Origin of the sequence: Branchiibius cervicis (genome assembly GCF_042661605.1) — a bacterium.
Lineage (GTDB): Bacteria > Actinomycetota > Actinomycetes > Actinomycetales > Dermatophilaceae > Branchiibius > Branchiibius cervicis.
In genome coordinates this window covers 185,027-209,906 of sequence record NZ_JBHSWJ010000002.1, presented here as the reverse complement: position 1 = coordinate 209,906, position 24,880 = coordinate 185,027, and the positions used below count along the sequence as shown (strand labels likewise).

Annotated in this window: 21 protein-coding genes and 1 pseudogene; 9 read left to right on the top strand and 13 right to left on the bottom strand. The window is 66.9% G+C overall.

Features of this window, described 5'->3' with window-relative positions:
• Positions 1–621 (bottom strand): response regulator, encoded by a 621-nt coding sequence (locus ACFQBT_RS01295; RefSeq protein ID WP_377820028.1) that lies wholly within the window; start codon positions 619–621, stop codon positions 1–3.
• A complete protein-coding gene (locus ACFQBT_RS01290) occupies positions 618–1,772 on the bottom strand; it encodes a sensor histidine kinase (protein WP_377820027.1) in 1,155 nt (384 codons plus the stop codon). The genes ACFQBT_RS01295 and ACFQBT_RS01290 overlap by 4 nt, the downstream gene beginning before the upstream one ends.
• A gap of 149 nt (positions 1,773–1,921) precedes the next feature.
• Here ACFQBT_RS01290 and ACFQBT_RS01285 point away from each other — a divergent pair, with 149 nt between their 5' ends.
• From ACFQBT_RS01285 to ACFQBT_RS01275, 3 genes are all read left to right on the top strand, one after another.
• Positions 1,922–2,998 carry an ABC transporter permease gene (locus ACFQBT_RS01285; RefSeq protein WP_377820026.1) on the top strand — a complete coding sequence of 359 codons (1,077 nt, stop codon included), beginning with the start codon at positions 1,922–1,924 and terminating at the stop codon, positions 2,996–2,998.
• Positions 2,995–3,675 carry an ABC transporter ATP-binding protein gene (locus ACFQBT_RS01280; protein ID WP_377820025.1) on the top strand — a complete coding sequence of 227 codons (681 nt, stop codon included), beginning with the start codon at positions 2,995–2,997 and terminating at the stop codon, positions 3,673–3,675. The genes ACFQBT_RS01285 and ACFQBT_RS01280 overlap by 4 nt, the downstream gene beginning before the upstream one ends.
• Before the next feature lie 83 nt (positions 3,676–3,758).
• On the top strand, positions 3,759–4,775 hold the full coding sequence (locus ACFQBT_RS01275) for a bile acid:sodium symporter family protein (RefSeq protein WP_377820024.1): 1,017 nt from the start codon (positions 3,759–3,761) through the stop codon (positions 4,773–4,775).
• A 45-nt stretch (positions 4,776–4,820) separates the two neighbouring features.
• Here ACFQBT_RS01275 and guaD read toward each other — a convergent pair whose 3' ends face one another.
• The 9 genes from guaD to ACFQBT_RS01230 all read right to left on the bottom strand — a co-directional run bounded on the left by guaD (position 4,821) and on the right by ACFQBT_RS01230 (position 15,999).
• Complete coding sequence (guaD, locus tag ACFQBT_RS01270; protein WP_377820023.1) at positions 4,821–6,116, bottom strand: guanine deaminase; 1,296 nt, start codon at positions 6,114–6,116, stop codon at positions 4,821–4,823.
• Positions 6,113–6,916, bottom strand: coding sequence for a xanthine dehydrogenase accessory protein XdhC (xdhC, locus tag ACFQBT_RS01265; RefSeq protein ID WP_377820022.1), 804 nt, complete (start codon positions 6,914–6,916; stop codon positions 6,113–6,115). The genes guaD and xdhC overlap by 4 nt, the downstream gene beginning before the upstream one ends.
• Positions 6,913–9,375 carry a xanthine dehydrogenase molybdopterin binding subunit gene (gene xdhB / locus ACFQBT_RS01260; protein WP_377820021.1) on the bottom strand — a complete coding sequence of 821 codons (2,463 nt, stop codon included), beginning with the start codon at positions 9,373–9,375 and terminating at the stop codon, positions 6,913–6,915. The genes xdhC and xdhB overlap by 4 nt, the downstream gene beginning before the upstream one ends.
• Positions 9,372–10,826 carry a xanthine dehydrogenase small subunit gene (locus ACFQBT_RS01255; RefSeq protein WP_377820020.1) on the bottom strand — a complete coding sequence of 485 codons (1,455 nt, stop codon included), beginning with the start codon at positions 10,824–10,826 and terminating at the stop codon, positions 9,372–9,374. The genes xdhB and ACFQBT_RS01255 overlap by 4 nt, the downstream gene beginning before the upstream one ends.
• A gap of 216 nt (positions 10,827–11,042) precedes the next feature.
• A complete protein-coding gene (uraD, locus tag ACFQBT_RS01250; RefSeq protein WP_377820019.1) occupies positions 11,043–12,974 on the bottom strand; it encodes a 2-oxo-4-hydroxy-4-carboxy-5-ureidoimidazoline decarboxylase in 1,932 nt (643 codons plus the stop codon).
• Between the two features lie 398 nt (positions 12,975–13,372).
• Positions 13,373–14,299 (bottom strand): factor-independent urate hydroxylase, encoded by a 927-nt coding sequence (gene pucL / locus ACFQBT_RS01245; protein WP_377820018.1) that lies wholly within the window; start codon positions 14,297–14,299, stop codon positions 13,373–13,375.
• A 5-nt stretch (positions 14,300–14,304) separates the two neighbouring features.
• Complete coding sequence (gene uraH, locus ACFQBT_RS01240; protein ID WP_377820017.1) at positions 14,305–14,628, bottom strand: hydroxyisourate hydrolase; 324 nt, start codon at positions 14,626–14,628, stop codon at positions 14,305–14,307.
• Positions 14,625–15,131 (bottom strand): 2-oxo-4-hydroxy-4-carboxy-5-ureidoimidazoline decarboxylase, encoded by a 507-nt coding sequence (gene uraD / locus ACFQBT_RS01235; protein ID WP_377820016.1) that lies wholly within the window; start codon positions 15,129–15,131, stop codon positions 14,625–14,627. The genes uraH and uraD (ACFQBT_RS01235) overlap by 4 nt, the downstream gene beginning before the upstream one ends.
• Positions 15,132–15,237: 106 nt before the next feature.
• Positions 15,238–15,999 carry an IclR family transcriptional regulator gene (locus ACFQBT_RS01230; protein ID WP_377820015.1) on the bottom strand — a complete coding sequence of 254 codons (762 nt, stop codon included), beginning with the start codon at positions 15,997–15,999 and terminating at the stop codon, positions 15,238–15,240.
• A gap of 124 nt (positions 16,000–16,123) precedes the next feature.
• Here ACFQBT_RS01230 and ACFQBT_RS01225 point away from each other — a divergent pair, with 124 nt between their 5' ends.
• The 4 genes and pseudogenes from ACFQBT_RS01225 to ACFQBT_RS01210 all read left to right on the top strand — a co-directional run bounded on the left by ACFQBT_RS01225 (position 16,124) and on the right by ACFQBT_RS01210 (position 19,789).
• Positions 16,124–17,374, top strand: a complete 1,251-nt coding sequence (locus ACFQBT_RS01225) for a DUF6986 family protein (protein WP_377820014.1) — start codon at positions 16,124–16,126, stop codon at positions 17,372–17,374.
• Positions 17,371–18,738: an allantoinase AllB gene (allB, locus tag ACFQBT_RS01220; protein ID WP_377820013.1), complete on the top strand. Its 1,368-nt coding sequence runs from the start codon at positions 17,371–17,373 to the stop codon at positions 18,736–18,738. Before ACFQBT_RS01225 ends, allB begins: the two co-directional genes overlap by 4 nt.
• A pseudogene (locus tag ACFQBT_RS01215) lies at positions 18,735–19,216 on the top strand (hypothetical protein); the annotation flags it as partial. The gene allB and the pseudogene ACFQBT_RS01215, both read left to right, overlap by 4 nt.
• Before the next feature lie 12 nt (positions 19,217–19,228).
• A complete protein-coding gene (locus ACFQBT_RS01210; RefSeq protein ID WP_377825301.1) occupies positions 19,229–19,789 on the top strand; it encodes a hypothetical protein in 561 nt (186 codons plus the stop codon).
• Between the two features lie 121 nt (positions 19,790–19,910).
• Here the strand turns inward: ACFQBT_RS01210 and ACFQBT_RS01205 are convergent, their stop codons facing one another.
• Complete coding sequence (locus ACFQBT_RS01205) at positions 19,911–20,645, bottom strand: aspartate/glutamate racemase family protein (RefSeq protein ID WP_377820011.1); 735 nt, start codon at positions 20,643–20,645, stop codon at positions 19,911–19,913.
• Between the two features lie 79 nt (positions 20,646–20,724).
• The gene (locus tag ACFQBT_RS01200; RefSeq protein ID WP_377820010.1) at positions 20,725–22,371 is read right to left on the bottom strand and encodes an NCS1 family nucleobase:cation symporter-1; all 1,647 of its coding nucleotides are present in this window, start codon (positions 22,369–22,371) and stop codon (positions 20,725–20,727) included.
• 207 nt (positions 22,372–22,578) lie between these two features.
• Between ACFQBT_RS01200 and ACFQBT_RS01195 the strand changes: the two genes are divergently transcribed.
• Positions 22,579–23,214: a helix-turn-helix domain-containing protein gene (locus tag ACFQBT_RS01195; protein ID WP_377820009.1), complete on the top strand. Its 636-nt coding sequence runs from the start codon at positions 22,579–22,581 to the stop codon at positions 23,212–23,214.
• A gap of 111 nt (positions 23,215–23,325) precedes the next feature.
• Complete coding sequence (locus ACFQBT_RS01190) at positions 23,326–24,741, top strand: nucleobase:cation symporter-2 family protein (RefSeq protein ID WP_377820008.1); 1,416 nt, start codon at positions 23,326–23,328, stop codon at positions 24,739–24,741.
• Positions 24,742–24,880 lie beyond the last annotated feature (139 nt).

The window sequence follows — 24,880 nt, the reverse complement described above, 5'->3', positions numbered from 1 at the left end:
CTAGGCAATGATGCCCAGTGATCGAGCACGGGCTACAGCAGCAGTGCGGGACGATACGTCGAGCTTCGAAAACACGTGGACCAGATGGGATTTCACCGTCGCTTCGGAGATGAACAAAGCCCCGGCGATCTCGCCGTTCGATGCACCGTCGGCCACCCTCTGCAGCACGTCGATCTCCCGCGCCGACAAACTCACCGCCGGCGACCGGAGCCGTGACAGCAACCGGGCGGCGACCGCCGGGGCCAGCGCGCTCTCACCGCTCGCCGCCGCCCGGATCGCCGCGATCAACTCTTCCGGCGGCGCATCCTTGAGCAAGTACCCGCTCGCACCTGCTTCGACCGCGCCCAGGATGTCCCCGTCCGTGTCGTAGTTGGTCAGCACCAGCACGTACGGCGCCGCCTCCTGGTCGCGAATACGCCGGGTGGCATCTGCCCCCGTCGCGTCGTCGCCGAAGCGCAGATCCATCAAGATCAGCTCCGGCGACAACTCCTGGGCAAGAGCGACGGCCTGCTGCGGCGTGCCCGCCTCGCCGACGACCTGCAGATCCGGCTCTGCGGCCAGCATTGCGCGCAGACCGCTACGCACCACCGGATGGTCGTCGGCGATCAGGATCCGGATCATTGCGCCGACCGCGGGAGCCGTGCCGTCACCGTCGTCCCATCGCCGGGCACCGACGCGACACTGAGGCTGCCACCCCACTGCTCGACACGCTCTCGGATTGCGCGCAACCCGAAGGAATCACTGCTTCCCGCCTTGCCGCTGGGAGGATCGAATCCCTGCCCGTCGTCGGCGATTTCGATGACCAGCTCCTGTCCGCCGAGATCCAAGCGGATACCTGCGTGGGTTGCGTGTGCGTGCTGTGCGACGTTGGCCATCGCGCCTTGAACGATGCGCAGCACCGTCGTCTGGAGATCCATGGGCAGATCGACGGTTGCCGGGGTGTCGACCGTGACCGATACGCCGGGGGTCGAGCCGGCGATCCGGCGCAGCGCACTGGGCAGGCCGTCATCGAGCACCGGCGGGCTCAGCTCCCGGACGATGCCGCGGGTCTCCGCCAGCGCCGTACCCGCAGTCTCCCGAGCGGTGCGGAGGTATTCGGCGCCCGGATGCTCGGGGTCCGCTCGCTCAGCGGCGTGCAGGAGCATCCCGATGCTGGACAGGTCCTGTGCGACCGTGTCGTGGATCTCGCGGGCCAGCCGTGCGCGTTCGGCCAGCATGCCCTGCTCCCGCTCACTGGCAGCCAACTTCTCCTGGGCCGCGACCAAATCGGCCAACAGCCGTTCGCGGTCGACTGCTTCACGCTGCAAGGCCTGGTACCCCAACCCGATCAGCAGCGCGACGCCGGCTCCGACCACCGGCCCGACGACACCCCCGACGCTGAAACCCGAATGCCAGCCGATGCCCCAGACGGTTGCCGCCGTCGCCGCCACGACCGCCAGCGGACCGGTAATGCCCGGCAAGAGATGCAGATAGAGGAAGAACATCGGGAAGGCAAGGTAGGCCGCTTCAGGCACCAGCACGAGCAGACCGAGCCAGCACAACGACAGTGCGGCCAGCCAGCCGTAGGTCAGTCCGGCGGTGCGCCGGGTCGCCACCCGCGCCCCCGCGAGGTAGATCAGCGCGAACACCACGCACAACGACATCGCCAGGACGGGGTGGTCCGGCGATCCCACGACGATCCGCACCGCGACGACCGTCAACAGCGCAGCGGTGAGTGCATGCAGCCCTAATCGCAGCCCGGTGAAGACCGGAGTGAGCTGGTGATCCGCCATCGCCACCAGCCTAGGGCCGCACCGGCGGTGGGCCATCCATCGAAAGTTCGATGTCGAGACCAGCCTCAAGCGTGATGTTCGCGGATGCCCAAACCGCCACTCTTGAGAGGTGGCCGTCGGAGACTCCCTCGGCCTGAAGGGATTACCTCATGTTTGTCGCGTGGCGCGAGTTACGGTTCGCTCGCGGGCGTTTCGTCCTCATCGGGTCGGTGGTGGCGTTGATCACCGTGCTGGTCGGCTTCCTCACCGGGCTGACCGGTGGCCTGGCCGCCCAGAACGTCTCGGCTCTGCTGGGTCTGCCGGGTGACCGGATCGTGTTGCAACAACAACCCTCGGGTACGGCGACCTTCAGTGAGTCGGCGATCTCACCTTCCGTGCAGGAACAGTGGCGATCCTCCCCCGGTGTCCGCAGCGTGACGCCGATCGGGATCGCGCAGACCCGGGCGGCCCACGGCTCGACCGGGACCGGCGTGGCGATCTTCAGCGTGCCGACGGGCGCCCCGGCCAGTACGGTGTCCGACCTCGCGCCGGCCACGGACGAGGAAATCGGCCTGTCTGCCGGCGCGGCTGACGCGCTCCATGCAGGAACCGGCGACACCGTGTCGCTGGGCGGCTCGCAGTACCGGGTCAGCCGGGTCGGGGGCGATGCGTGGTACAGCCACACCCCGGTGATCGCGATGACCCCGGCTGCGTGGGCCGCGTTCGACAAACGGACCGGTGGTGACGGCCTGGCGACTCTGCTTGCCGTACAGGGGGATCCGGACTGGTCTGCTGTCGCCAAGGCCACCCACACGGTGGCGCAGCCACCGCTGTCCGCATTGCCGCACCTGGAGACGTTCCGCTCCGAGATCGGCTCACTGGCACAGATGGTGGCCATGCTCTTCGGTATCTCCGCCCTGGTCGTCGGCGCCTTCTTCACGGTGTGGACGATGCAACGTGCCGCGGACATCGCTGTGCTGAAGGCCCTGGGCGCCAGCACCAACACGTTGATGCGGGACGCACTCGGCCAAGCACTCGTCGTACTCGTCGCAGGGGTCGGTGCCGGACTGCTCATCGTCGTCGGGCTCGGCCTGCTCGTCAGCGGCGCGTTGCCCTTCATGGTCAACGCCTTCACCACCGCAGTGCCCGCGCTCGCCATGGTCGTCCTCGGCCTCGCCGGTGCCGCAGTCGCACTGCGCACCATCACCAAAGCCGACCCCCTCACGGCACTAGGAAGTAACCGATGATCAGCCTCGACGACGTCACCCTCACCTTCCCCGACGGTGACCAGCGAATCACCGCGGTCGACCACGTCACCCTGCGCGGTGACCCGGGAGTGGTCACCGGCATTACCGGACCCTCCGGCTCCGGCAAATCGAGCCTGCTCGCGGTTGCGGCGACGCTCATCCGGCCGGATTCGGGACGGGTCCTGATCGGCGATACCGACGTCACCACGCTGACCCGCTCCCAAGCGACCATGGTGCGCCGCCACCGGATCGGCATCGTGTTCCAACAGTCCAACCTGCTGCCATCGCTGACCGCGCGGGAACAGCTGGAGGTCATGGGCGAACTCGGTCATCGACCGAGCCACGACCAGCGAAGGTCGCTGGCCGAACGCGCCGACGAACTGCTGGAAAGTGTCGGATTGACGCAGCACGCCGCCAAACGACCGGCCCAACTGTCCGGCGGGCAGCGGCAGCGGGTCGCCATCGCCCGGGCGTTGGTCAACGAGCCCGAGGTGCTGCTGGTGGACGAACCGACCAGTGCGCTCGACCAGGAACGCGGCGCGGCCGTCATGCACCTGATCCAGCAACTCACGCACGAACGCGACACGGCGACCCTGCTGGTCACCCATGACCTGCAGCACCGTGCGGCCCTGGACCGGCTGGTCACCGTCGTCGACGGACGGATCACCGATCACTAACGGCCACGGGCCTGTTCGCTACAGGTAACCGCATAGCGAGACCCACGTCCCGCATCGCGGACGTCTGCGTATAGTCAGGCAATGTGTCACAGATCACCAGCTCCCCGTCACAGCAGCGGCAGGACCGCAGCGCCCTCATTGCCGTCACGGTCTTCCCGGTGCTGGTGCTTGCCGCAGGCGCGGCCGGCTATTTCTTCCCGGACACGTTCACCCCGCTCACCACCAAGGTGCCCTACCTGCTGGGGATCGTCATGCTGTGCATGGGTGTCACCCTCACCCCGCCGGATTTCGCCCGGATCGCCAAGCGGCCCTGGGTGGTGCTGCTCGGCCTGGTGGCGCACTACGTGATCATGCCGCTCGCCGGCTGGGCGATCGCGCACGCCCTGGGCCTGAGCCCGGCCCTCGCGGTCGGCGTCATCCTGGTCGGCTGTGCGCCGAGCGGCACGGCCTCGAACGTGATGGCCTACCTCGCCAAGGGTGACGTCGCTCTGTCGGTTTCCGTGGCCACCTTGTCGACCCTGGTTGCCCCGGTCCTCACGCCGCTGCTCACCCTGTGGCTCGCCGGCTCCTACCTGCATGTGGACGCCGGCTCGATGTTCCTGGACATCGTCAAGACCGTGCTCATCCCGGTGATCCTGGGTGTCGTGATCCGCCTGGTCGCCGGGCGATGGGTCGACCGGGTCGCGGGCATCTTCCCCTGGATCTCGGTCGCCGCGATCTCGTTGATCGTCGCGATCGTGATGGGCCACAGCGCCGCCGCGTTCCGTACCTCCGGTCTCCTGGTGATCGTCGCCGTGGTACTGCACAACGGCTTCGGGCTGTTGCTCGGCTACCTCACCGGCAAGGCGGCCCGGTTGGACCACCGTGCCCGCCGAGCCCTCGCGTTCGAGGTCGGCATGCAGAACTCCGGCCTGGCCGCCTCGCTGGCCGCGGGGCACTTTGCGTCGATGCCCGCGGCGGCATTGCCGCCGGCAATCTTCTCGGTGTGGCACAACGTCTCCGGCGCCGTCACCGCGGCGTTCTTCCGACGGCGCCCGCTACCGGAGGCCGAACTCGCCGCCGCCGAGGCCGACCGGGTCACCGCCGGCCAGTCGCACTGAACCCGGCTCGACGACCCGTCGCGAAGTGTCCGCTTCGACGCGGACTCAGTCGCGCGCGTGCACCTGATCGCCGGCGATCCAGACTTGCGCCACGTCGTACGTCGTGCCGAGGACGAAGATCTTCGCCAGCGCATCGCTCGGGCCGGCGGCGTTCTCCAGGCATACGTCGAGCGTGGATCCCTTTGCGGGACGCACGAGTATGGCGTCGAAGGACTTCCCGACGGACAGATCGCCGACCGTGTCGGCCAGGTCGAGCGCCTGTGCGCCGGCGGCAGTCGCGAGATAGAGCAGATGTGCAGGGGTGAGCGGCACACCACGGTCCCCGAGCAGCTGCTGCACGAAGTAGGCCTGCAGTCCCTCTTTGAACAGACTGAAACCGGTGCCGCCGCCGACGTCGCTGCCCAGAGCCACCCGTACTCCGGCGTCCCGATGCTCACGCAACGGGAACAGGCCGCTGCCCAATGAGGAGTTGCTGGTCGGGCAGTGCGACACCGAGGCGGATGCGGCCGCCAGCGCGGACAGTCCCGCCGCTTGGGGGTGCACGTTGTGCGCCAGGATGGTCCGCCGGCCCAGCAATCCGTACCGGTCGTAGCAGTCGACGTAGTTCCGTGAATCCGGAAAAAGCGTTGCCACCTCGGTGATCTCGCGGAGGTTCTCGTTCACGTGCGAGGTGACGAAGACATCCGGTGTCTCCTTCACCAGTTGCTGGCAGGACTCCAGCATCGGGCCCGAAGCGGAGAGCGCGAACCGCGGAGTGACGGCATAGCGCAACCGTCCGCGGCCGTGCCACGTGTCGATCAGGGTCCGGCTCTGCTGGTAGGCACGCTGGGGTGTCGTCAGCAGATCCGACCGGAGGATCCGGTCGCTGACGACCAGCCCGGCCGTAGCCCGGACGCCCGCCCGCGACGCCTCTTCGAAGAACGCGTCCATCGCGGTGGCGTAGTGCGCTCCGAAGACCATGGCCGAGGTCGTACCGGCTCTGAGTAGGCCGGACAGGAACTCCCGCGCGATCCGGCCCGCGTAGTCGCGGTCGGCCAGGCGTGCCTCCTCGGGCAACGCGCAATGCTCCAGCCAGTCCAGCAACGGCATCCCCAGCCCGCCGATGACGTGCACCTGGGGGAAATGCACATGCGTGTCGATCAGTCCGGGTAGCAGCACACCTGCACGCAGATCGACGACTTCAGCATCCGCGGCGCTCTGTCGGACGACCGCGAATTCATCACGGGCCATGATGATTCCGTCATCCACCAGCAGGCCGACGTCGTCGCCGGAACGCAGCTCACCGCCGGAGAACGGATCCGCGGGCGTATCCAGTACCCGCACCCGGTAGATGACGCTCACGCGTGGGCCACCGCGAACTGTGACGCCAACTGTGCGGCCACACTGAGCGCGATCACCGCCGGCTCCTTGCCGGTGATCGACGGCAGACCGATCGGACAGCTGATGGCTGCGACCGCCTCCGGCGAATGCCCCTCGGCCAGCAACCTCTTCTCGAACCGTCGCCACTTGGACCGCGAGCCGATCAGACCAATGCTGCCCAGATGGCCGCATCGCAGCGCTGCGTCACACAGCGCCATGTCCTCGGAGTGGTCATGCGTCATGATCAGCACGTGCGTGCCGCGCGGCACCTGGCCCAGGACGAGTTCGGGCACCGGCGCGTGATGCGTGGTGAGCGTGCCCACCGGATCGCTGAGAATCCCCAGACGCTCGGGCGCCAGCTCGCCGGCCCGGGAATCGATCAGGTGCAGATCGAGATCCTGCCGCACCAGGATGCGCGACAACTCCAGACCGACGTGTCCGGCGCCGAAGACGGCGATCGCCGGGACCGGCGGGATCGGCTCCAGCAACAAGGTCACCTCGCCGCCGCAGCATTGCGTGCCGTGCTCGACCGGAGCATGCTCATTGAGGGCGAAATCCATTGTCACGGGGACGATCTCGTCAGCGGCGATCATTTCCCGCGCTTTCTCGATCGCGGACGCCTCGAGGTTGCCGCCACCGACGCTCCCGCTCTCGCGGGTCGCCGTCACCACCATCTTCGCGCCCGCGTCGCGCGGCACGTGGCCCCGCGCCGACGTGACTGTCACCAGGACGGCAGGGTCACGTCGGGCCCGGGCCGCCGCGACCTGCGACACCCAGCTCACGGCCGGCTCCCCGCCGGCTGCGGCTGTTCGGCCGCCGCAACCCGTTCGGACTCCGGCCGCATCGGGTGACCACCCGGGATCGGTTCGGGGTCAACGGCAGCCGAGTCCCGGCGTACGTTGCCATCGGCGTGGCCCGACCGCGCTGACTCCAGCGCCCAGTAGACGGCCTCGGGCGTAGCCGGGAGGGCGAGGTCCACGCTGGCCCCCTCCGGCCCGAACGCAGCAGCCGCGTGCCGTAGCGCTTCCCGTACGGCGAACGCGAGCATCAGGGGCGGCTCGCCGACCGCTTTGGAACCGTAGACCGCGCCTTCCTCGTGCGCATGCTCCAGCAACGAGACATGGAATTCCTGCGGCATCTCCGAGAAGCTCGGCAGTTTGTAGGTGCTGGCCGCTTGCGTCGCGAGGCGGCCGCGGCGCGGACCGTCGGACTCGTCCCAGACCAACTCCTCCAGGGTCATCCAGCCGGCGCCCTGGACGAAGCCACCCTCGATCTGGCCGATGTCGACCAGCGGCGAGAGGCTGTCACCGACGTCGTGCACGATGTCCACGCGGCGCGTCTGGTAGGCGCCGGTGAAACCATCGACCTCCACCTCGCAGACGGCGACCCCGTTGGCGAAATACTTGAACGGCGAGCCGGTCATCGTCGAGGAATCCCAATGCAGGCCCTCGGTGCGGTAGTAGCCGGCCGCTGAGAGTTGCACCCGTTGGAAATAGGCGCGTTTGGTCAATTCCTCCCAGGGCAGCGGGTCGGCCGTGCTGCCGATGGCCGTGACGACGCCGTGGTCGAACCGCACGTCGGCGGGGTTGACCCCGAAGTGCTGCGCTGCGACCGGTCGCAGCCGCTCGATGATCTGCTCGCACGCGTTCTTGACGGCTCCACCGTTGAGGTCGGCACCCGAACTTGCCGCTGTCGCAGAGGTGTTCGGCACCTTGTCGGTCCGCGTCGCCGCCAACCGGACGGTTGACAGTGGTACGCCGAGGGCGGTGGCCGCGACCTGCAGCATCTTGGTGTGCAGGCCTTGACCCATCTCGGTGCCGCCGTGGTTGATCAGTACCGAGCCGTCCTTGTAGACCAGCACCAGTGCGCCGCCCTGGTTGAACGCCGTCAGGTTGAAAGAGATGCCGAACTTGACCGGCGTGACCGCGATCGCCCGCTTGGTGTGCTCGTGGGTGGCGTTGAACGTCTCGACGTCGCGTTGCCGATCGGCCAATCCGGCCTGTTTGCAGGCCTGTTCCCAGGCCCTACCGAGCCGGTCCCACTGGGTGACCTCCTGCCCGTACGGCGTGGTCTGCCCCGGTCCGTAGAGGTTGCGTTCGCGCAGGCTGACCGGGTCGATCCCCAGCAACGGTGCGCACCGGCCCAGGATGTCTTCGATGACCAACATCCCCTGCGGACCGCCGAAACCGCGGAAGGCGGTCTGGGACGTCTTGTTGGTGCGCGCAATGCGGCCGTCGACCCGCACGTTGGGGATCCAGTAGGCGTTCTCGATGTGGCACACGGCTCGCGCGAGCACCGGCTCGGACAGGTCGAGGCTCCAACCCGCATCAGAGGTGATCGTCGCTTCGAGTGCGGTGAGATGGCCGTCGTCATCGAAGCCGACCTTCCACTCGGAGTGGAAACCGTGCCGTTTGCCTGACATCGTCATGTCCAGGGTTCGGTTGAGCCGCAACCGGACCGGGCGACCGGTGAGGATGGAGCCGAGCGCCGCGATCGCCGCGAAGCCGTGCGGCTGCATCTCCTTGCCGCCGAAGCCGCCACCCATCCGCAGGCACTGCACCGTGACCTCATGCGAGGCCAGACCGAGCACGTGGGCGACGATCTCCTGGGTCTCGCTGGGGTGCTGGGTGCTGGACTGGATGAAGATCTGGCCGTTCTCATCGACCTGGGCCAGCGCTGCGTGCGTCTCCAGGTAGAAGTGCTCCTGGCCCTTGAATTCGAATTCGCCGCTGAAAACGTGTGCGGCATCGTCAAATCCGGCCGTGACGTCACCGCGCTCCATATGCGGGCGGGCGCCCTGGAAGCTCTCGGCGGTGATGGCCTCGGTGACCGTCATGATCGCGGGCAACGGCTCGTAGTCCACTTCCACCTTGCTCGCCGCCACCCGGGCGGTTTCCAAGGTGTCCGCGAGCACCCAGCAGATGGCGTGGCCATGGAACATCACTTCGCTGGGGAAGAGCGGCTCGTCGTGTTTGACACCGGCGTCGTTGACGCCCGGGACGTCGTCGGCGGTCAGGATGCGTACGACGCCCGGCACCTCCAGCGCGGCGTCCAGTCGGATGCCGGTCACCAGGGCGTGGGCATGCGTCGACTGCACCGGCCAGGCGTGCAGCACGTCTTTGGTGCGGAAGACCAGGTCGTCGGTGTAGAGCGCCTGTCCCGTCACGTGCAGGCTGGCGGCCTCGTGCGGGATGGACTCGCCGACAATGGGATTCGCCGGTCGCTGCGACAGGCTGCTCATGCCGAAACCTCCTGCACGGACGTGATTTCCACGTAGAACTTGTGCAGCGCAGTTCGCAACATCGCGGTGCGGTAGGCGCTGCTGGCACGGTGGTCGCTCATCGGCGTACCGGCATCGGCCAACGCGGCCGCTGCCTCTCGCACGGTCTCAGCCGTCCACGGACGCCCTTCCAACACACTCTCTGCAGCGGTGGCGCGCAGCGGAGTTGCAGCGACACCGCCCAGGCCGATCCGCGCTCGGGTGACGATCCCGTCGCTCACGTCGATCGCGAATCCGACAGCGACACTGGAGATGTCGTCGAACCGGCGTTTGGCGATCTTGTGGAAGGCGGTGTGGGCCGCCAGGGGTTTGGGGATGACGACCGCCTTGATGATCTCGGCTCTGTCCCGCACCGACTGGCGGTACCCGGTGAAGTACTCCGCGAGCGGTACGGTCCGCTCGCCGCCGGGCCCGGCCAGCACCAGCGAAGCCTCCAGCGCAAGCAGCGCCGGCGGCGTGTCGCCGATCGGCGAGCCGGTGCCCAGGTTGCCACCGATCGTGCCGCCATTGCGGATCAGTCGGGAGGCAAACTGCGGAAACAGTCCATCCAACAGGGGAATTCGTCCGTCGAGCCGGTTCTCGACCTCAGACAGGGTCAGCGCCGCACCGATCATGAAACTGTCGTCGTCCTCGGTCAGGTCACGCAGCTCGGGCAGTCGGTCGATGGCGATCAGGGTGGTCGCCCGGGTCATCAACAGGTTGGCGGCGACGCCCCAGTCGGTGGATCCCGCGACCAACTGGGCTTTGTCATCGGCAGCCAGGAGGTCGATGGCTTCGATCAGAGTCTTAGGCCGTACGTACCGCGCTCCCGCCACCGTGACGTCGGTGTGCGCAGCAGCGGGTGCCGGCTTGCCCCGGCGGGCGGCCAGGTCATCGGAGCCATCAGGGACACCCAGGGCGTACGCCGCGTCGCGGATCGGGCGGTATCCGGTGCACCGGCACAGGTTGCCGCTCAACGCATGCAGATCGAAGCCGTTCGGTCCGTACTCGTGCGCACCGTGCTCATCGGCTTCGGTGCCAGCTGCCGAACCCGGGGTGCGGTCCTTGCGGTAGTACTCGGCCGCCATGCTGCAGACGAACCCGGGAGTGCAATAACCGCACTGCGAGCCGCCGCGCACGGCCATCTCCTGCTGGACCGGATGCAGGTCGCCGGGCTCTCCCAGGCCTTCGGCGGTGACGACGGTCTGATCCTCCAACGACAACGCCGGGATGAGGCAGGCATTGACCGCGGTCCAGGTCGTCGCGCCATCCCTGTCAGGGCGGGCCACGAGCACCGAGCAGGCACCGCACTCCCCCTCTGCGCACCCCTCCTTGGCGCCGGTCAGGCCCTGGTCGCGCAGCCAGTCCAGGGCGTTGGTGTGGGCGGTCACCTCGTCCAGTGAGGTGGGGCTCCCGTTGACCGTGGCTCGCATCGCGGCCTCCTTCGCATCTCGCGTCCGTCCCCGCCGCGCTGCGGATCCACTACCTAGGGGACCACAGCAGCCGGGGACATGGTTGGTCTGATCGAGGAAGTCGCCCGGTTATCCATGTCGAACGAGCAACGACCTTGTGAGGCGGGTCACACACTACCGCACCGTGGAGTCAATTCGGAATATCGATTCCACGATGCGGAGTGCGCCACGACCTGCTTACCGATCGTGCGGGGTGTTCAGGTGGCTCAGCGCCGCCGCCTGCAGCGGGTTGGCCTCGGCAACCAGGTCATCGAATCGGTATCCGGCGATCTTGGCGATCTCCACCATCGCGCTGTTGTGCTCCTGGACCACGGAGTTGTGCAGTCGGCGTTCGCCGTGCTCGATGATCTGATCGAAGCCGCCCTCATCGCGCAACGACACCACCAGCGGGAAGCCGAACCGCTCCCGGTAGGCCGAGGTCAACGCATCCAACCGCTCCTGGTCGGCGCCGTTGAGGTGGGTCAGGCCCCGCAAGGACTGCTCCTCCTGGGAGGCAGCACCCGTGGTGCCCTCGATGACCTCATCGGAACCCAGCCGCGGGTAGCCGGCGATCAATTCGGCCTGCTCCTGCGGGGTCGCGGCGAACAGCGCCTCCTGGAACGAGCGTCGGAGATCTGCGGTGTCACGGAACGGCCGCTGTGCGTAGGCACGGTGCACGACCCAGTCCGGACCCTGGAAGAGGCCGCCGAAGGTCTGGGCGAATTCGTCCTCGGACATCTGGTTGACCTGCTCCAAGCGGATCAGGTTGCCCGGCGAGCCCGCGACGGCGGGTCCTCGATCGTTACCCACGTGGTAGAAGACGAGGTACAGCACGAAGGCCGCGATGCTGCCGATCGTGATACCGCTGCCCAGCAGGACCTGCAACTTCTCCGGCAGGGCCTTGGCGATCCCCGGTTGTGCGGTCACCATCATCGCCAGCGCCAGACTGGTCGCCACGATGATCACGTTGCGATGGTCGTTGAAGTCGACCTTGGACAGGGTCTGGATACCGACGACCGCCACGGTGGCGAACATCGCCAGACCGGCACCGCCGAGCACCGGCTTGGGGATGCCGGCGACCAGAGCGCCTGCCTTCGGCAGGAGACCCAGGATGATCATGAACAGACCAGCGGTGGCCACGACGTACCTGCTCTTGACCCGGGTCAGGCGCACCAACCCGACGTTCTCGGCGAAGCAGGTGTAGGGGAAGGAGTTCAGGATGCCGCCGATGAAGGTGGCGACACCGTCGGCCCGCAGCGCACGGGTGACGTCGGTGGAATCCACTCTCTTCTCGACGATTTCGGCGGTGGCGAACACATCGCCGGTCGTCTCGACGGCCGTGATCATCATGACGATGATCATCGAGATGATCGCCACGACACTGAATTTCGGAATACCGAAGTAGAACGGCGTCGTCACGCCCACCCAGGACGACGAACCGACTTCGCTGAAGGTCGCATCCCCGAGCATCCAGGCGATCAGGGTGCCGCCGACCAGACCGATCAGGACGGCGATGGTGGCGATGAAGCCGCGGAAGACCCGCTGCAGCGCGACGATGACCAGGATGGTGCCGATCGCGTAGCACAGGTTGCGGCCGTTGGTCGGATCCGCTTTGCCGGAGGTGTCCATGACGGCGTCACCCGCGGCGACCGGTAGCAGCGACAGGCCGATGACCGTGATGACCGTGCCGGTGACGACCGGCGGGAAGAAGCGCACCAGCTTGCCGAAGTACGGCGCCACCAGGAACGTGACCAGACCCGCGACGATGACCGATCCGTAGATGGTCAGCAGACCGTCGGTGCCGCCACCCGCGGCCAGGCCGATGGTAATCATCGGTGCGACGGCAGTGAAGGTGACCCCCTGCAGCAACGGCAGTCGGACGCCGATCTTCCAGAAACCGATCGATTGGATGATCGAGGCGATACCGCAGGTGAACAGGTCCGCGTTGATCAGGTGGATGAGTTGTTTGGTATCGAGGCCGATACCGCTGGCCAGCAGGATCGGGACGATGACGGCGCCGGCGTAGAACGCCAGTAGATGTTGTAGACCGTAGATCGCAAGCTTCGGCGCCGGAAGCACCTCGTCTACGGGGTGGACGGCTTTGCGAGGAGGCGCGGCCACAGTGGTCATAGCGGACCTTTCCGCTCGAGAGCCGGTGACGTGTCGTCACCAGCAGGCATGGTTTTGCTGACCGAACATCCGCGGCTGGTTATCCATGCCGAACACCCGCGGGGACTCTGTGAGCCTAGTCACAAATGCAGTCCGGTCAAGCAAAAAACGAAAACAAATTTCCGCCAGTCGGATAGTGAGCTTGGCCGCCGCGCAACACACGGCCACTCGACCCACGCATGCACCCGTGGATCGACGTACGGAAGCAACACAGGGCCACTCGACCCTCGCATGCACCCGTGGATCGACGTACGGAAGCAACACACGGCCACTCGACCCACGCGCCCGACCGCAAGCGCACAGCGAACGGCGCCGCCACCCCGCACAGGGGCGACGGCGCCGTACGTCGATCGGCTGGCTCAGGCGTCAGCCGGCACCTTGGCCGCGGCCTCGGACCAGGCCTGGCCCGGGTCGTACGCCGCGGACGCGTCGACGTCGGCGGTCCGCTTGATGGTGGCCTCGATCAGCCCGTAGGGCCGGTCGTCGGCGTGGAAGACCTCGTTGTTGTTCTCCAGGTCGAAGGAGGACAGGTCCAGCACGAAATGGTGTTTGTTGGGGCAGCTCATCCGGATCTCGGCGATGGTCGCGTCCGCGTCGAGAGCGGCCTGGCCCATCTCCCAGATGGTGTGCTGCAGCGCGTAGCTGTAGGCGCCCGCGAAGGCCTTCGTGATGGCCTCGAACACTGCGTCGAACGATGCGCCCCAGTCCTTGTCGTTGCTCGAGTGCGCCCACTGGGACTTGATCGCGGTCGCCATGACGCGGTCGTTGGTCGGCTGCAGCGTCGTGTACTTCTCCTGGTAGAACCCGTGGAACTCCGAGTCGGTGGTCTTCAGGACGGTGAGGTCCTTCAGGCCGCTGACCACGGTCGCCGGCGCGGAACCGCGGCGGGTCACGGTCACGGTCCGCACGTAGTCACCGTTCTTGACGAACGCATGCGGGTTGTCGTGCGAACGCACCCACGGGAAGGCTTCGATGTTGATCCGCGCGGTCTCCACCTGCGGCACGTCGTCGACGAAGTGGTTGGCCAGCGCGAGCGCGAAGGACTCCGGCTCGCGGACGGCGTCACCGGCCTCCTTGGCGAAGGCGTTGACGGTGTTCTTGCACGCGTCGGTCGTCAGCACCTTGGCCTGGTCGCCGGTCTGGTGGGCTTCGTCGAAGTCCCCGGTCAGCGCGACGCTGACGTTGTAGTCGACCAGGTCGTGCGGGGCGGTGGGGTCGTCGCGGAAAACGCGCACGACGTGCACCTCGGCCTTGCCGTATTGGTTGTATCCCAGGACGTAGGACATCGTTGTCAGCTCCCTCGGTAGGTGGAAAAGGCGAACGGGCTCAGTAGGACTGGCACGTGGTAGTGGCGCTCATCGGCAACCGTGAATGTGATGTCGACCTTCGGATAGAAGGCCGCGACGCCGATCCGGTCGAAGTACTCACCGGTGGCGAAGCTGATGGTGTAGATCCCGTGCGGCAGGCCGCCGGGCGCGAGGTCGGCGATCCGGCCGTCCTCATTGGTGACGCCCGCACCGACCGGCGCGTCGTCCGGGCCGGTCACGGTGACCGCGATGCCGGGCGCCGGGACACCGCCCACAGCATCGAGGACATGGGTGGACAACGAGCTCACGACAGAGCTCCTTCCAGTCGTAAACGGGTGATTTGGCGCAGCTGCTCGCGGACCTCGGCGATCTCGGCATCCTCGTCGTTGCCGAGGCGGCGCTGCAGTTCGGTCAGCATCTCCTGCGGCGAGCGGCCGGCGGCCCGGATCAGGAAGACCCGGTCGAACCGCTGCTCGTAGGCGATGTTGCCCTCGCGCAGCGCGGTCTTCACCCGGTCGTCGGCCGACGCCATCGACGACTGCTCGGAGCGGGACAGGTCGGCGCTGTGACCTTCGGCCGAGACCTGTGCGCCGATCCGCGGGTGACCCGCGAGCGCAGCATCCAGATCGGCAGGATCCAGACCCGCGAACACGGCATCGGAGGTTTCCAACAGAGCCGAGCGGTCGGCGTACGGGCGAGCGTCGGTCACCTCGGCCGCCCAGCGCGGCGAGGAGCACAGTTGCTCCAGCCACGCGCGGGCATCGGCACTTGGCAGGGCGTTGAAGGTGCCCAGCTCAAGGGACTGACTCATCCGCTTCCTCCAAATTCCATTCTGCGAAATTGTTATTCCGTATGAAGAAACTAAAGAGTGATGCGCGTCACTGTCAAGGGTTTGGCGACTACTTTGTCGCCGGCGGTCATGCGGACGCGACGTCGAGCTGCGCGGCCAGATCGGCGGCGACCTTGGTCAACAGAGGTACGGCGCGTGCCCGCACCCGCTCGTCCACCCGAACCGCGGGGCCGGAGATGGAGACCGCGAGCGACGCGATCGAACTGGGCACCGGCACCGCCAGGCAGACGACACCCTCCTCGAGTTCGCCCTCGTCCACGGCCCAGCCCCGCTCGCGCACGGTGGCGAGCTGGGTGAGCAATTCGTCCGGCGAGGTGATCGTGCGCGGCGTGAACGCCGGCATCCCGGTGCGCCGCAGGATGGTGCGGATCTGCTCGTCCGGCAACTGCGAGAGCAGTGCCTTCCCGGTGGCGCGGCAGTGGGCCGGGACATGGCGGCCGAGGTCGGTGAACATCCGCATCGCGTGCGGCGAGGGCACCTGGCCCACGTAGACGACCTGGTCACCGTCGAGCGTTGCCAGGTTCGCGGTTTCGCCGAGCTCGCTGACCAGCCGGCGCAATTCCGGCGTACTGCGCGACCCGAACGCAGTCAGGGCCGTGCTACCGAGCGGGATCAGCCGCGATCCGAGTGCGTAGCGCCGATCGGGTAGTTGGCGCAGATAGCCCCGGTCGACCAGCGTGCGCACCAGGCGGTGGATCGTAGGGGTGGGCAGACCGCTGGCGGCGGCGATGTCGATCAACGCCAGTTCGCCGCCCGCACCGTCGATAGCCTCAAGGATGTCCAGGGCGCGGGTCACCGACTGCACGCCACCCGGTTTGTTCTCGGCCATTGCTCCTCGTCGCACTGAGGGTCCCGATCGTGCGACCAGCGTAGGGCGCCGCACCCCATTGACAGCCATAGTACCGTCGAGTGGAAATCATTTTCCGTATTTCGGAAATCATCCAGGAGGCCTCATGGACTACTCAGACACCGTCACCGCCCTGCAGCGCCGGCTGGACACCACCTTGCAGGAAGCCGACGCGGACCTGGCCGCCCGGTATCCCGGTGATCGCACCGACCGCCAGCCGATCCACACCGTCTACGTGCCCGCCGACCGGGTCACCGACGACCTGCCGCGCGCCTGGGGCGACGAGGCGCTGCGACTGCTGAGCGCCTACGCACCCGATGCAGCGACCCTGGCCGCCGCCCTCGGCGAACCGGTGTCGGACATCGAGCCCATCTATCCCCTCATCGTGGCCAAACTGCAGCAAGAACCGATCGAGGACCTGCGGATCGATTTCGAGGACGGCTACGGGCGCCGGCCCGACGCAGTGGAGGACGCAGACCTCGAACGCTGCCTCTCGGCGTACGCCGATCAACGGACTGCCGGGATCCGCCCACCCTGGTGGGGCATCCGGTTCAAGTCCTTCGAAGCACCCACGCGCGACCGCGGAGTCCGCACGCTCGCCGGCTTCCTGGCCGGGGTTGTCGAGGGCGGCCAGGTGCCGAGCGGGCTCACCCTCACGTTGCCGAAGGTGACCTCGGTGGCGCAGGTGGCCGCGATGGCCGATGCGCTGGACACCCTCGAGGAAGCACTCGGCGCCCCGGCCGGCAGCATCGGCTTCGAGGTCCAGGTCGAGACCGCGCAGGCGATCATGGCGCCGGACGGCACCGCAGCGGTCGCCGCGATGGTGCACGCGGGCCGCGGCCGGGTGACCTCGCTGCACTACGGGACCTTCGACTACTCCGCCGGGCTCGGCATCGCCGCGGCCTATCAGTCGCTGGACCACCCGGCCGCCGACCACGCCAAGAACGTCATGCAGGTCGCCGCGGCACAGACCGGGGTGCGGCTGTCGGACGGTTCCACCAATGTGGTGGCGTTCGGGACGGCCGAGCAGGCGTTCGCGACGTGGCGACTGCATGCCGGCCTGGTGCACCGCTCGCTGATCCGGGGCATCTACCAGGGCTGGGACATGGCACCGGGACACCTGGTGTCCCGGTACGCCGCGACGTACCTGTTCTTCCGCCGTGCCTTCGATCCGGCGTGCGATCGGCTCGCGGCCTACGTGCAGCGGATCGAGGGTGACGTCATGGACGAGCCCGCCACCGCCCGCATGCTGTCCAGTGCGCTGCTGCGCGGCGTCGCCTGCGGTGCGTTCAGCCAGGAGGACGTGAGCGCGCGCACCGGCCTGGATCAGGCCGCACTGACCGGGCTGACCCGATGACCGGGGATACTGGCGTGGTGACCTACGACCTCGTCCTGCGGGCGCATGACAGCGTGCTCGGTTCCGGCGACGACGTGCGCACCGGGCCGGTGAGCGTGGCGGTGCTGGATGGCCGCATCGCACAGCTTGGTCCGTTCGATGCCGATTGGGATGCAACGGAATTCATCGAGCTCGGACCTGACGAAGTCCTGCTGCCCGGCGGTGTCGACACCCACGTGCACGTCAACGAACCCGGCCGCACCGACTGGGAGGGCTTCACGACCGCGACCCGCGCGGCGCTGACGGGCGGCACGACCAGCATCATCGACATGCCGTTGAACAGCCTGCCGTCCACCGTCACCGTGGACGCCCTTCGGACCAAGCAGGATGCCGCGTCCGGCCAGTGCTACGTCGACGTGGGCTTCTGGGGTGGAGCCATCCCCGGAAACCTCGACGATCTCGAAAAGCTCGACAGTGCAGGGGTTTTCGGTTTCAAGTGCTTCCTGGTGGATTCTGGGGTTCCGGAGTTCCCACCGCTGTCGACGGCCGAGTTCAACACCTACCTGGCCCGGACCGCCGAGCTCGGGGCGTTGATGATCGTGCACGCCGAGGACGGTGAGGAGTTGGCGAAGGCTCCTGCTGCGCACGGGCCCCGCTACACCGACTTCACCGCCTCCCGACCGGACGCCAGCGAGATCACCGCGATCCGGACGGTCATCGACGCGGTGCGTGCCACCGGCGGGCGCGCGCACATCCTGCATCTGTCGAGCGCCGCCGCGTTGCCGGACATCCGCGCGGCCAAGGCAGAGGGGCTGCCGATCACCGTCGAGACCTGCCCGCACTACCTGACGTTCGCAGCCGAAACCATCCGGGACGGCTCGACCGCGCACAAGTGCTGCCCGCCGATCCGCAGCGACGCCAACCGCGACGCGCTGTGGGAAGCGTTGCGCGACGGCACGATCGACATCGTGGTGAGTGATCATTCGCCGTGCACGGTGGACCTCAAACTGGTCGAGTCCGGCGACCTCGGGGCCGCCTGGGGTGGAGTGGCATCGGTGCAGTTGGCGCTGGCTGCCGTCTGGACAGAGGCCCGGCGTCGTGGCTTCGCGCTCACGGACGTCGTGCGCTGGATGAGCACGTCCCCCGCCGCACTGGTGGGGCTTTGCGGCAAAGGTGCGATCGAGGTCGGCAGGGACGCCGATCTCGTAGCGTGGGCGCCATCGCAGACCTACACCGTGCATGCGGCGGATCTGCAGCACAAGAACAAACTGACTGCCTACGAGGGCGTTCCGCTATCCGGTGTGGCCCGCCGGGTCTGGCTCCGCGGCGTACCGGCGACCATCGAACGCCCTGACGGGCAGTTCCTGATCAGAGGAGAACGATGACCCCACCCAACCGCCGCAGCCGGCGCCTGGCCACCGAGGCGGATCTGCCGGACTTCGTGGTCCTGCCCGACCTCGCCTCCCGCGCCATGGGGTCGGGAGTCGTGGCAGCCAACGATGAGTTGTTCGCCGAGAAGGAGAACCTCATCAAGCCGGAGGAGCCGACGTACTCCACCTACACCTTCGGCCACAAAGGCCAGGTGTACGACGGGTGGGAGACCCGCCGTCGCCGCGAACCCGGATTCGACTGGGCCATCGTGCGATTGGGCGCTCCGGGTGTCGTGCGCGGCATCATCGTCGACACGGCGTACTTCAAGGGCAACTACCCCCGGAGGTGTCGGTGCAGGGTGCCGTCATCGACGGCTACCCCTCGGTGGCCGAGCTGGAGGGCACCGACTGGTTCGACCTGGTCCCCCGCTCGGCCGTGAAGGGCGACGACCTGAACTCCTTCGACGTGGACTGCGACCGGCTGGTCACCCACGTGCGGTTGTGCATGCACCCCGACGGCGGTATCGCCAGATTGCGAGTGCACGGAGAAGTCGTCGCCGACCCGCAGTTCGTCGGCCGGGTCAACGTCAACCTGGCCGCGTTGGACTGCGGCGCAGGCATTTCCGGTTGCTCCAACATGTTCTATTCGTCCCCGACAAACCTGATCATGCCCGGCAACGCCCGGCTGATGGGCGAGGGCTGGGAGACGTCACGACGCCGCGATGACGGCAACGACTGGGTCGAGGTGCGTCTTGCCGGCCCGGGGACGGTCGGCGTCGTGGAGTTGGACACTCGCTACTTCCTGGGTAATGCCCCCGGCTGGGCCCAGGTGACCGGCTGGTCGACGGACCGTTCCCGGGAGGTCGAGATCCTGCCCAAGACGCGCCTGCAGCCCGACACGCGGCACCGCTTCCGCGTCGACAGCACCGACGAGATCGCCTTCGCCCGGTTGGATGTATACCCCGACGGCGGTATGGCGCGACTGCGGTTGCTGGGCGAACTGTCCGAAGCGGGACGCCAGGCCATTCACCAGCGGTGGACGAGCGCTGGCGGCCCGGCCCGCTGATCGGCGTACGCCGCACCCACCTGCCGCACTCCCTCTCCGACTTTTGGAAAGCGATTCACCCGCTGGTCGCGCGAATAGGTGAATTGCGTTCCAAAAGTCCGGGGGTCAGCGGATTTCGGGCTCAGCGGATCTCGAACGGGGCCAGCAACCCGGCCATCGCCTTCGCCGGCGGCGCGGCGTACTCGCCCCGCCGACTGGTGCTCACACCCATCCGGATCAGGCCCTGCAACATACCGGTCGCCGCGACCACCCCGTCGATCACCGGAACGCCGACCACCTGGCTGATCTGCGGGCAGAAGTCCGCCATTCCGGCGCACCCCAGGACGACGGCGTCCGAGTCATCACGCTCGACGGCTTCTCGGCACGCCTTCGCGATGCCGTAGATGCCGTCCTCACCCAACGACTCCAACTCCAACACGGGGATGTCACATGCATGCACCCCGGCGCAGTCGCCGGCGAATCCGTAGCGCTCGATCAACTCCTGCGCTCGACCCCGCGTCCGGCTCAAGGTGGTCATCACGCTGAACCGGCGACCGACCATCGCGGCGGCGTGGAAGGCGGCCTCGGCGATTCCGAGCACGGGTCCGTTGCTCAGCTCACGCGCGGCATCCAGGCCCGGGTCACCGAAGCAGGCGATCGCGAACCCGTCGACGCCGGAAGCATTTCCAAGCGCTATCTGCTCCAGGAGACCCGGCACGGCGAGGGCTTCCTCGTAGTGCGACTCGATCGAGGCCGGACCCATCGACGGATTCACGGCGTCGATCCGCACATCCGCCGGGACAACCCGGGCGGCAGATCGTTCGACGAGTTCGGTCATCGCGAGCGTGGTGTTGGGATTGATCAGACGGATGTGCATGGGCACCTTCCTGCTCGTCGTTGAGCGTTGGTTGCCCGGGTCCGGAGCGAGCGCACTCTCGCCCCGAACCCGGGAGTCGTCAGTGGCCGGCGGACAGACCGACACCCTTCTTGGCGGCGATATCCTCCGCGCAGTCGGAGATGTGGTGCACACGGTCCGGGTGACCGGCGCCGTCGCTGACCTTGGGGTCGTCGCCGGACAGAGTCGGCAACCACGGGTGGATGCGCTCCAGCACGATCATGATCACGAAGCCCAGCCCACAGCCGATGAACCACGAGTAGTCGCTGATCTTGGTCACGTCGAACCAACCCAGGTCGGCGAACGTCTTGGGCAGGACCGCACAGGCAATCGAGATGATGCCCGCGATCACGACGGTGATGACGGCGTTGGGGTTGTAGCCGCCCTTGAACCAGTACTTGCCCTGCGGAGACATGGTGAACATGTCGTCGACGAGGACCTTCTGCTTGGAGCAGATGTAATAGCCGGCGATCAGGATCCCGAACAGCGGACCGATCAGCGCGCCGAGAACACCCAGCGTGTAGTGGATCGCGGTGTCGTTGTTGTACCAGTTCCACGGCGTCAGCAGCACCGAACCAACGGCGGCGATCATGCCGCCCATCCGCCAGCTGATCTTCTGCGGGGACACGTTGGAGAAGTCGAAGGCCGGCGAGATGAAGTTCGCGACGATGTTGATCCCCACGGTGGCGGTCACGAAGGTCAGGCCTCCGAGCAGGATCGCGAACCACGAATCGATCGCCTGCACGGTCTGGATCGGATCGGTGATCAGCTTGCCGAAGACCGGCACGGTAGCCGAGGCGCAGATGACCGTCAGGATGGAGAAGAACAGGAAGTTGACCGGAAGACCCCAGAAGTTGCCCTTCTTCACCGAGGCGAACGACCTGCCGTAGCGGGCGAAGTCACCGAAGTTCAGCATCGGCCCCGAGAAGTAGGACACGACCAGGGCAATCGCCGACAGCATCACCGGGATGGAGGCGGCGAAGGACAACTGCGGTCCGGTCGAGAGGTTCAGGGAGATGTGGCTCCAGCCGGCTTTGCTCACCAGGTAAATCGCCAGTGCGATCATCACCACGTAGACTGCCGGGCCGGCGTAGTCGATGAACTTGCGAATGGTGTTCATACCGGTCATGAACAGCGCCGCCTGGGCGACCCACAAGATCGCGTAGGAGATCCAGCCCAGCGCGCTCAACCCCAGGAAGCTGTGGTCGAGCAGGTGGGCCGAGCTCGGGATGAACTTCAGGAAGATGATGTTCAGCGACTCCGCCGCGAGGAAGGTTTGTACGCCGTACCAGGCCACCGCGATGAACCCGCGGATGATCGCCGGGATGTTGGCGCCCTTGACACCGAACACGGCTCGGTTGATCACCGGGTAGGGCACCGCGGTGCGCTGGCTGGGTTTGGCGACCAGGTTGCAGAAGAAGAACACGATGGTGATGCCGATCAGCAACGCTGCGAGCACCTGCCAGCTCGCGATGCCGAGGGCGAAGAGACTGCCGGCGGTGACGTAGCCTCCGACGCTGTGCACGTCCGACATCCAGAAGGCGAAAATGTTGTACGTCGACCAGGTCTGCTTGCGTAGCGGTGCCAGATCCTCGTTGGTGAGTGCCGGGTCGTAGGCGGACTTCACTTCGCCGGCGCCCGGCGGAAGGCCAGCGGCTTCGACGACGTCGTGGGGAAGGTCGTCCCAGCTGACTGCTTCAGTGGCCATAACTGCTCCAGATGATTCACGAAGGGATGGGGAGCGCGGCGCTGCGCCGGGAGGATCGGCACCGGGGGTGTCGATCGAACTGATAGCGTGCGGAGCGAGGGTTCACACCGTCGTCCTGTTGTTAAGTTGTTAGTTAACAATGAGACGTAGGTTACGAGTGGGTTAACAAATCCGTCAAGGGGGTCCGTAGCGGTGACGAGGGACGAGTTGACCACCGATGATGTGGGTACGCCGACCGAGACGGGGGCACTCGATCAGTTCGACGCGCAGCTGACCGGGATGCGGATCCGCGAGGTCAGGGAACGTAAGAAGCTGTCGCTGCGCGAAGTAGCTCGCCGGATGGACATCTCGGCGAGCGCGCTGTCGCAGATCGAACGCGGCCTCCTGCGGCCGTCGGTCAACCGCCTCTTCGCGATCGCCAAAGCGCTCGACGTTACGGTGCTCGAGGTATTCGGAGAGAGCGATTCTTCGGGATCTGAGCTTATGGATATGGCTGCGGCACAGTCGTATTCGCTGCGCCGCAGCCTGGAGATGGAGACAGTCACACTGGATGGCGGTGTCAGCTATCGCCGGCTCTCGCCGGGCCGGACGCATGGGGTCGACTTCTTCGAATCCACCTATCCCCCGCACAGCACCGCCGGCGACATGCACGAGCTCAACACGCACACCGGCTTCGAGGTGGGCACCGTCGTCAGCGGCGAGCTCACCATCGATTTCCCGAAAGAACGCGTCCTGCTGCGCGCCGGTGATTCCATCTCTTACAGCTGTGCCTTGCCGCACCGGCTCTCCAACCAGTCCGATGAACCGGCCGTCGCCACTTGGTTGGTCGTCACCCAGACGTAGTAGCCGTGCACCGGAGGGTGCACACCGTTCGGCATCACAACGGTTACACGGCTGCACAATCCCTAACACGCCGTTAACCCACGGCCACCCACGCGGCTCTAGCGTCGATCCATGACGACAGCAGACACCGTCCGGCCCGAGGACGAGAAGCTCGGGTGGCTCCCCTCCCTGGGGTACGGCGTGCAGCACATCCTCGCGATGTTCGGCGGCGTGATCGCCGTTCCCCTCATCATCGGCGGCGCCGCAGGCCTGTCCGGCGCGGAAAAGGGCCTCTTGGTCTCCTGCGCCCTCCTGATCAGCGGCCTGGCGACGTTGCTGCAGACCCTCGGCGTGCCCTACTTCGGAGCGCAATTGCCTCTGGTGCAGGGCATTTCGTTCGCGTCGGTATCCACGCTGCTGACCATCGTGCTGGGCAAGGGCGGCGGCCACGCAGGGATGCAAGCAGCCTTCGGTGCGATCCTCATCGCCGGTCTGATCGGCCTGGTGATTGCACCGTTCTTCTCGATGGTCGTCAAACTGTTCCCGCCGGTGGTGACCGGGTCGATCATCACCATCATCGGTCTGTCCCTGATGCCGGTGGCTGCCGGTTGGATCACCGGTCAGGCCACCGTCAACGGCAAACCCAATGCCGACTTCGCCAACACCGGCGACATCCTGCTGGCCGGGTTCACGCTGCTGGTGATCCTGGTGCTGATGAAGATCGCCGTGCTGTCCCGCACCGCGATCCTGCTCGGCCTGGTCATCGGCACTATCGCGGCCTTCATCGTCGGCAAGGGCAGCACCGACTCGGTCAAGGGCACCAGCGCCTTCGCCTTCCCCAGCCTTTTCCACTTCGGCGCACCGACCTTCCAGGTGGGCGCGATCGTGTCGATGACCGTCGTGATCCTGGTGATCATGGTCGAGACCACCGCCGACATCATCGCCGTCGGCGAGGTCGTCGGCACCAAGGTCGACTCGAAGCGGGTGGCCAACGGTCTGCGAGCGGACATGATCTCCACGACCGTCGCTCCCGTCTTCAACTCCTTCCCCGCGACGGCGTTCGCACAGAACGTCGGACTGGTCGCCATCAGCGGGATCAAGAGCCGCTTCGCAGTGGCGATCGGCGGCGGCGTCCTGGTGCTGCTCGGCCTGTCACCGTTCCTCGCCGGCGTGGTCAACATGATCCCCCAACCGGTCCTGGGCGGCGCCGGGATCGTGCTCTTCGGCACCGTCGCGGCATCGGGCATCCGGTCGCTGTCCAAGGTCGATTACCAGGGCAACAACAACCTGGTCATCGTCGCTACCTCGCTGGGGTTCGGGCTCATTCCCGTTGTCTCCAGCGGCTTCTTCGAGAACTTCCCGTCCTGGGTCGACACCATCTTCGGCTCCGGCATCTCGGCGTGCGCGATCATGGCGGTCCTGCTGAACCTGTTCTTCAACTGGTTGCAGCCGGGTGAGCCGGAGGACCCCTCCGGTCTCGCGGCGGCACCCGCATTGCAGGTGACGGACGAGGACATCGACACCCTGGAAAGGGGCGGGACTCTCTAGCCGCGGACGCGCCGAACCCGCACCTCGGGCGACTTTCCTGAAGATAGCCTCCCAATTCATCCAACGGGCAAGGAACGCTCGGTGAACTGCGGCTGAAGTCACCAATTCCGCACCTAGCCTCGGCTGCGTGCGCCCGCTC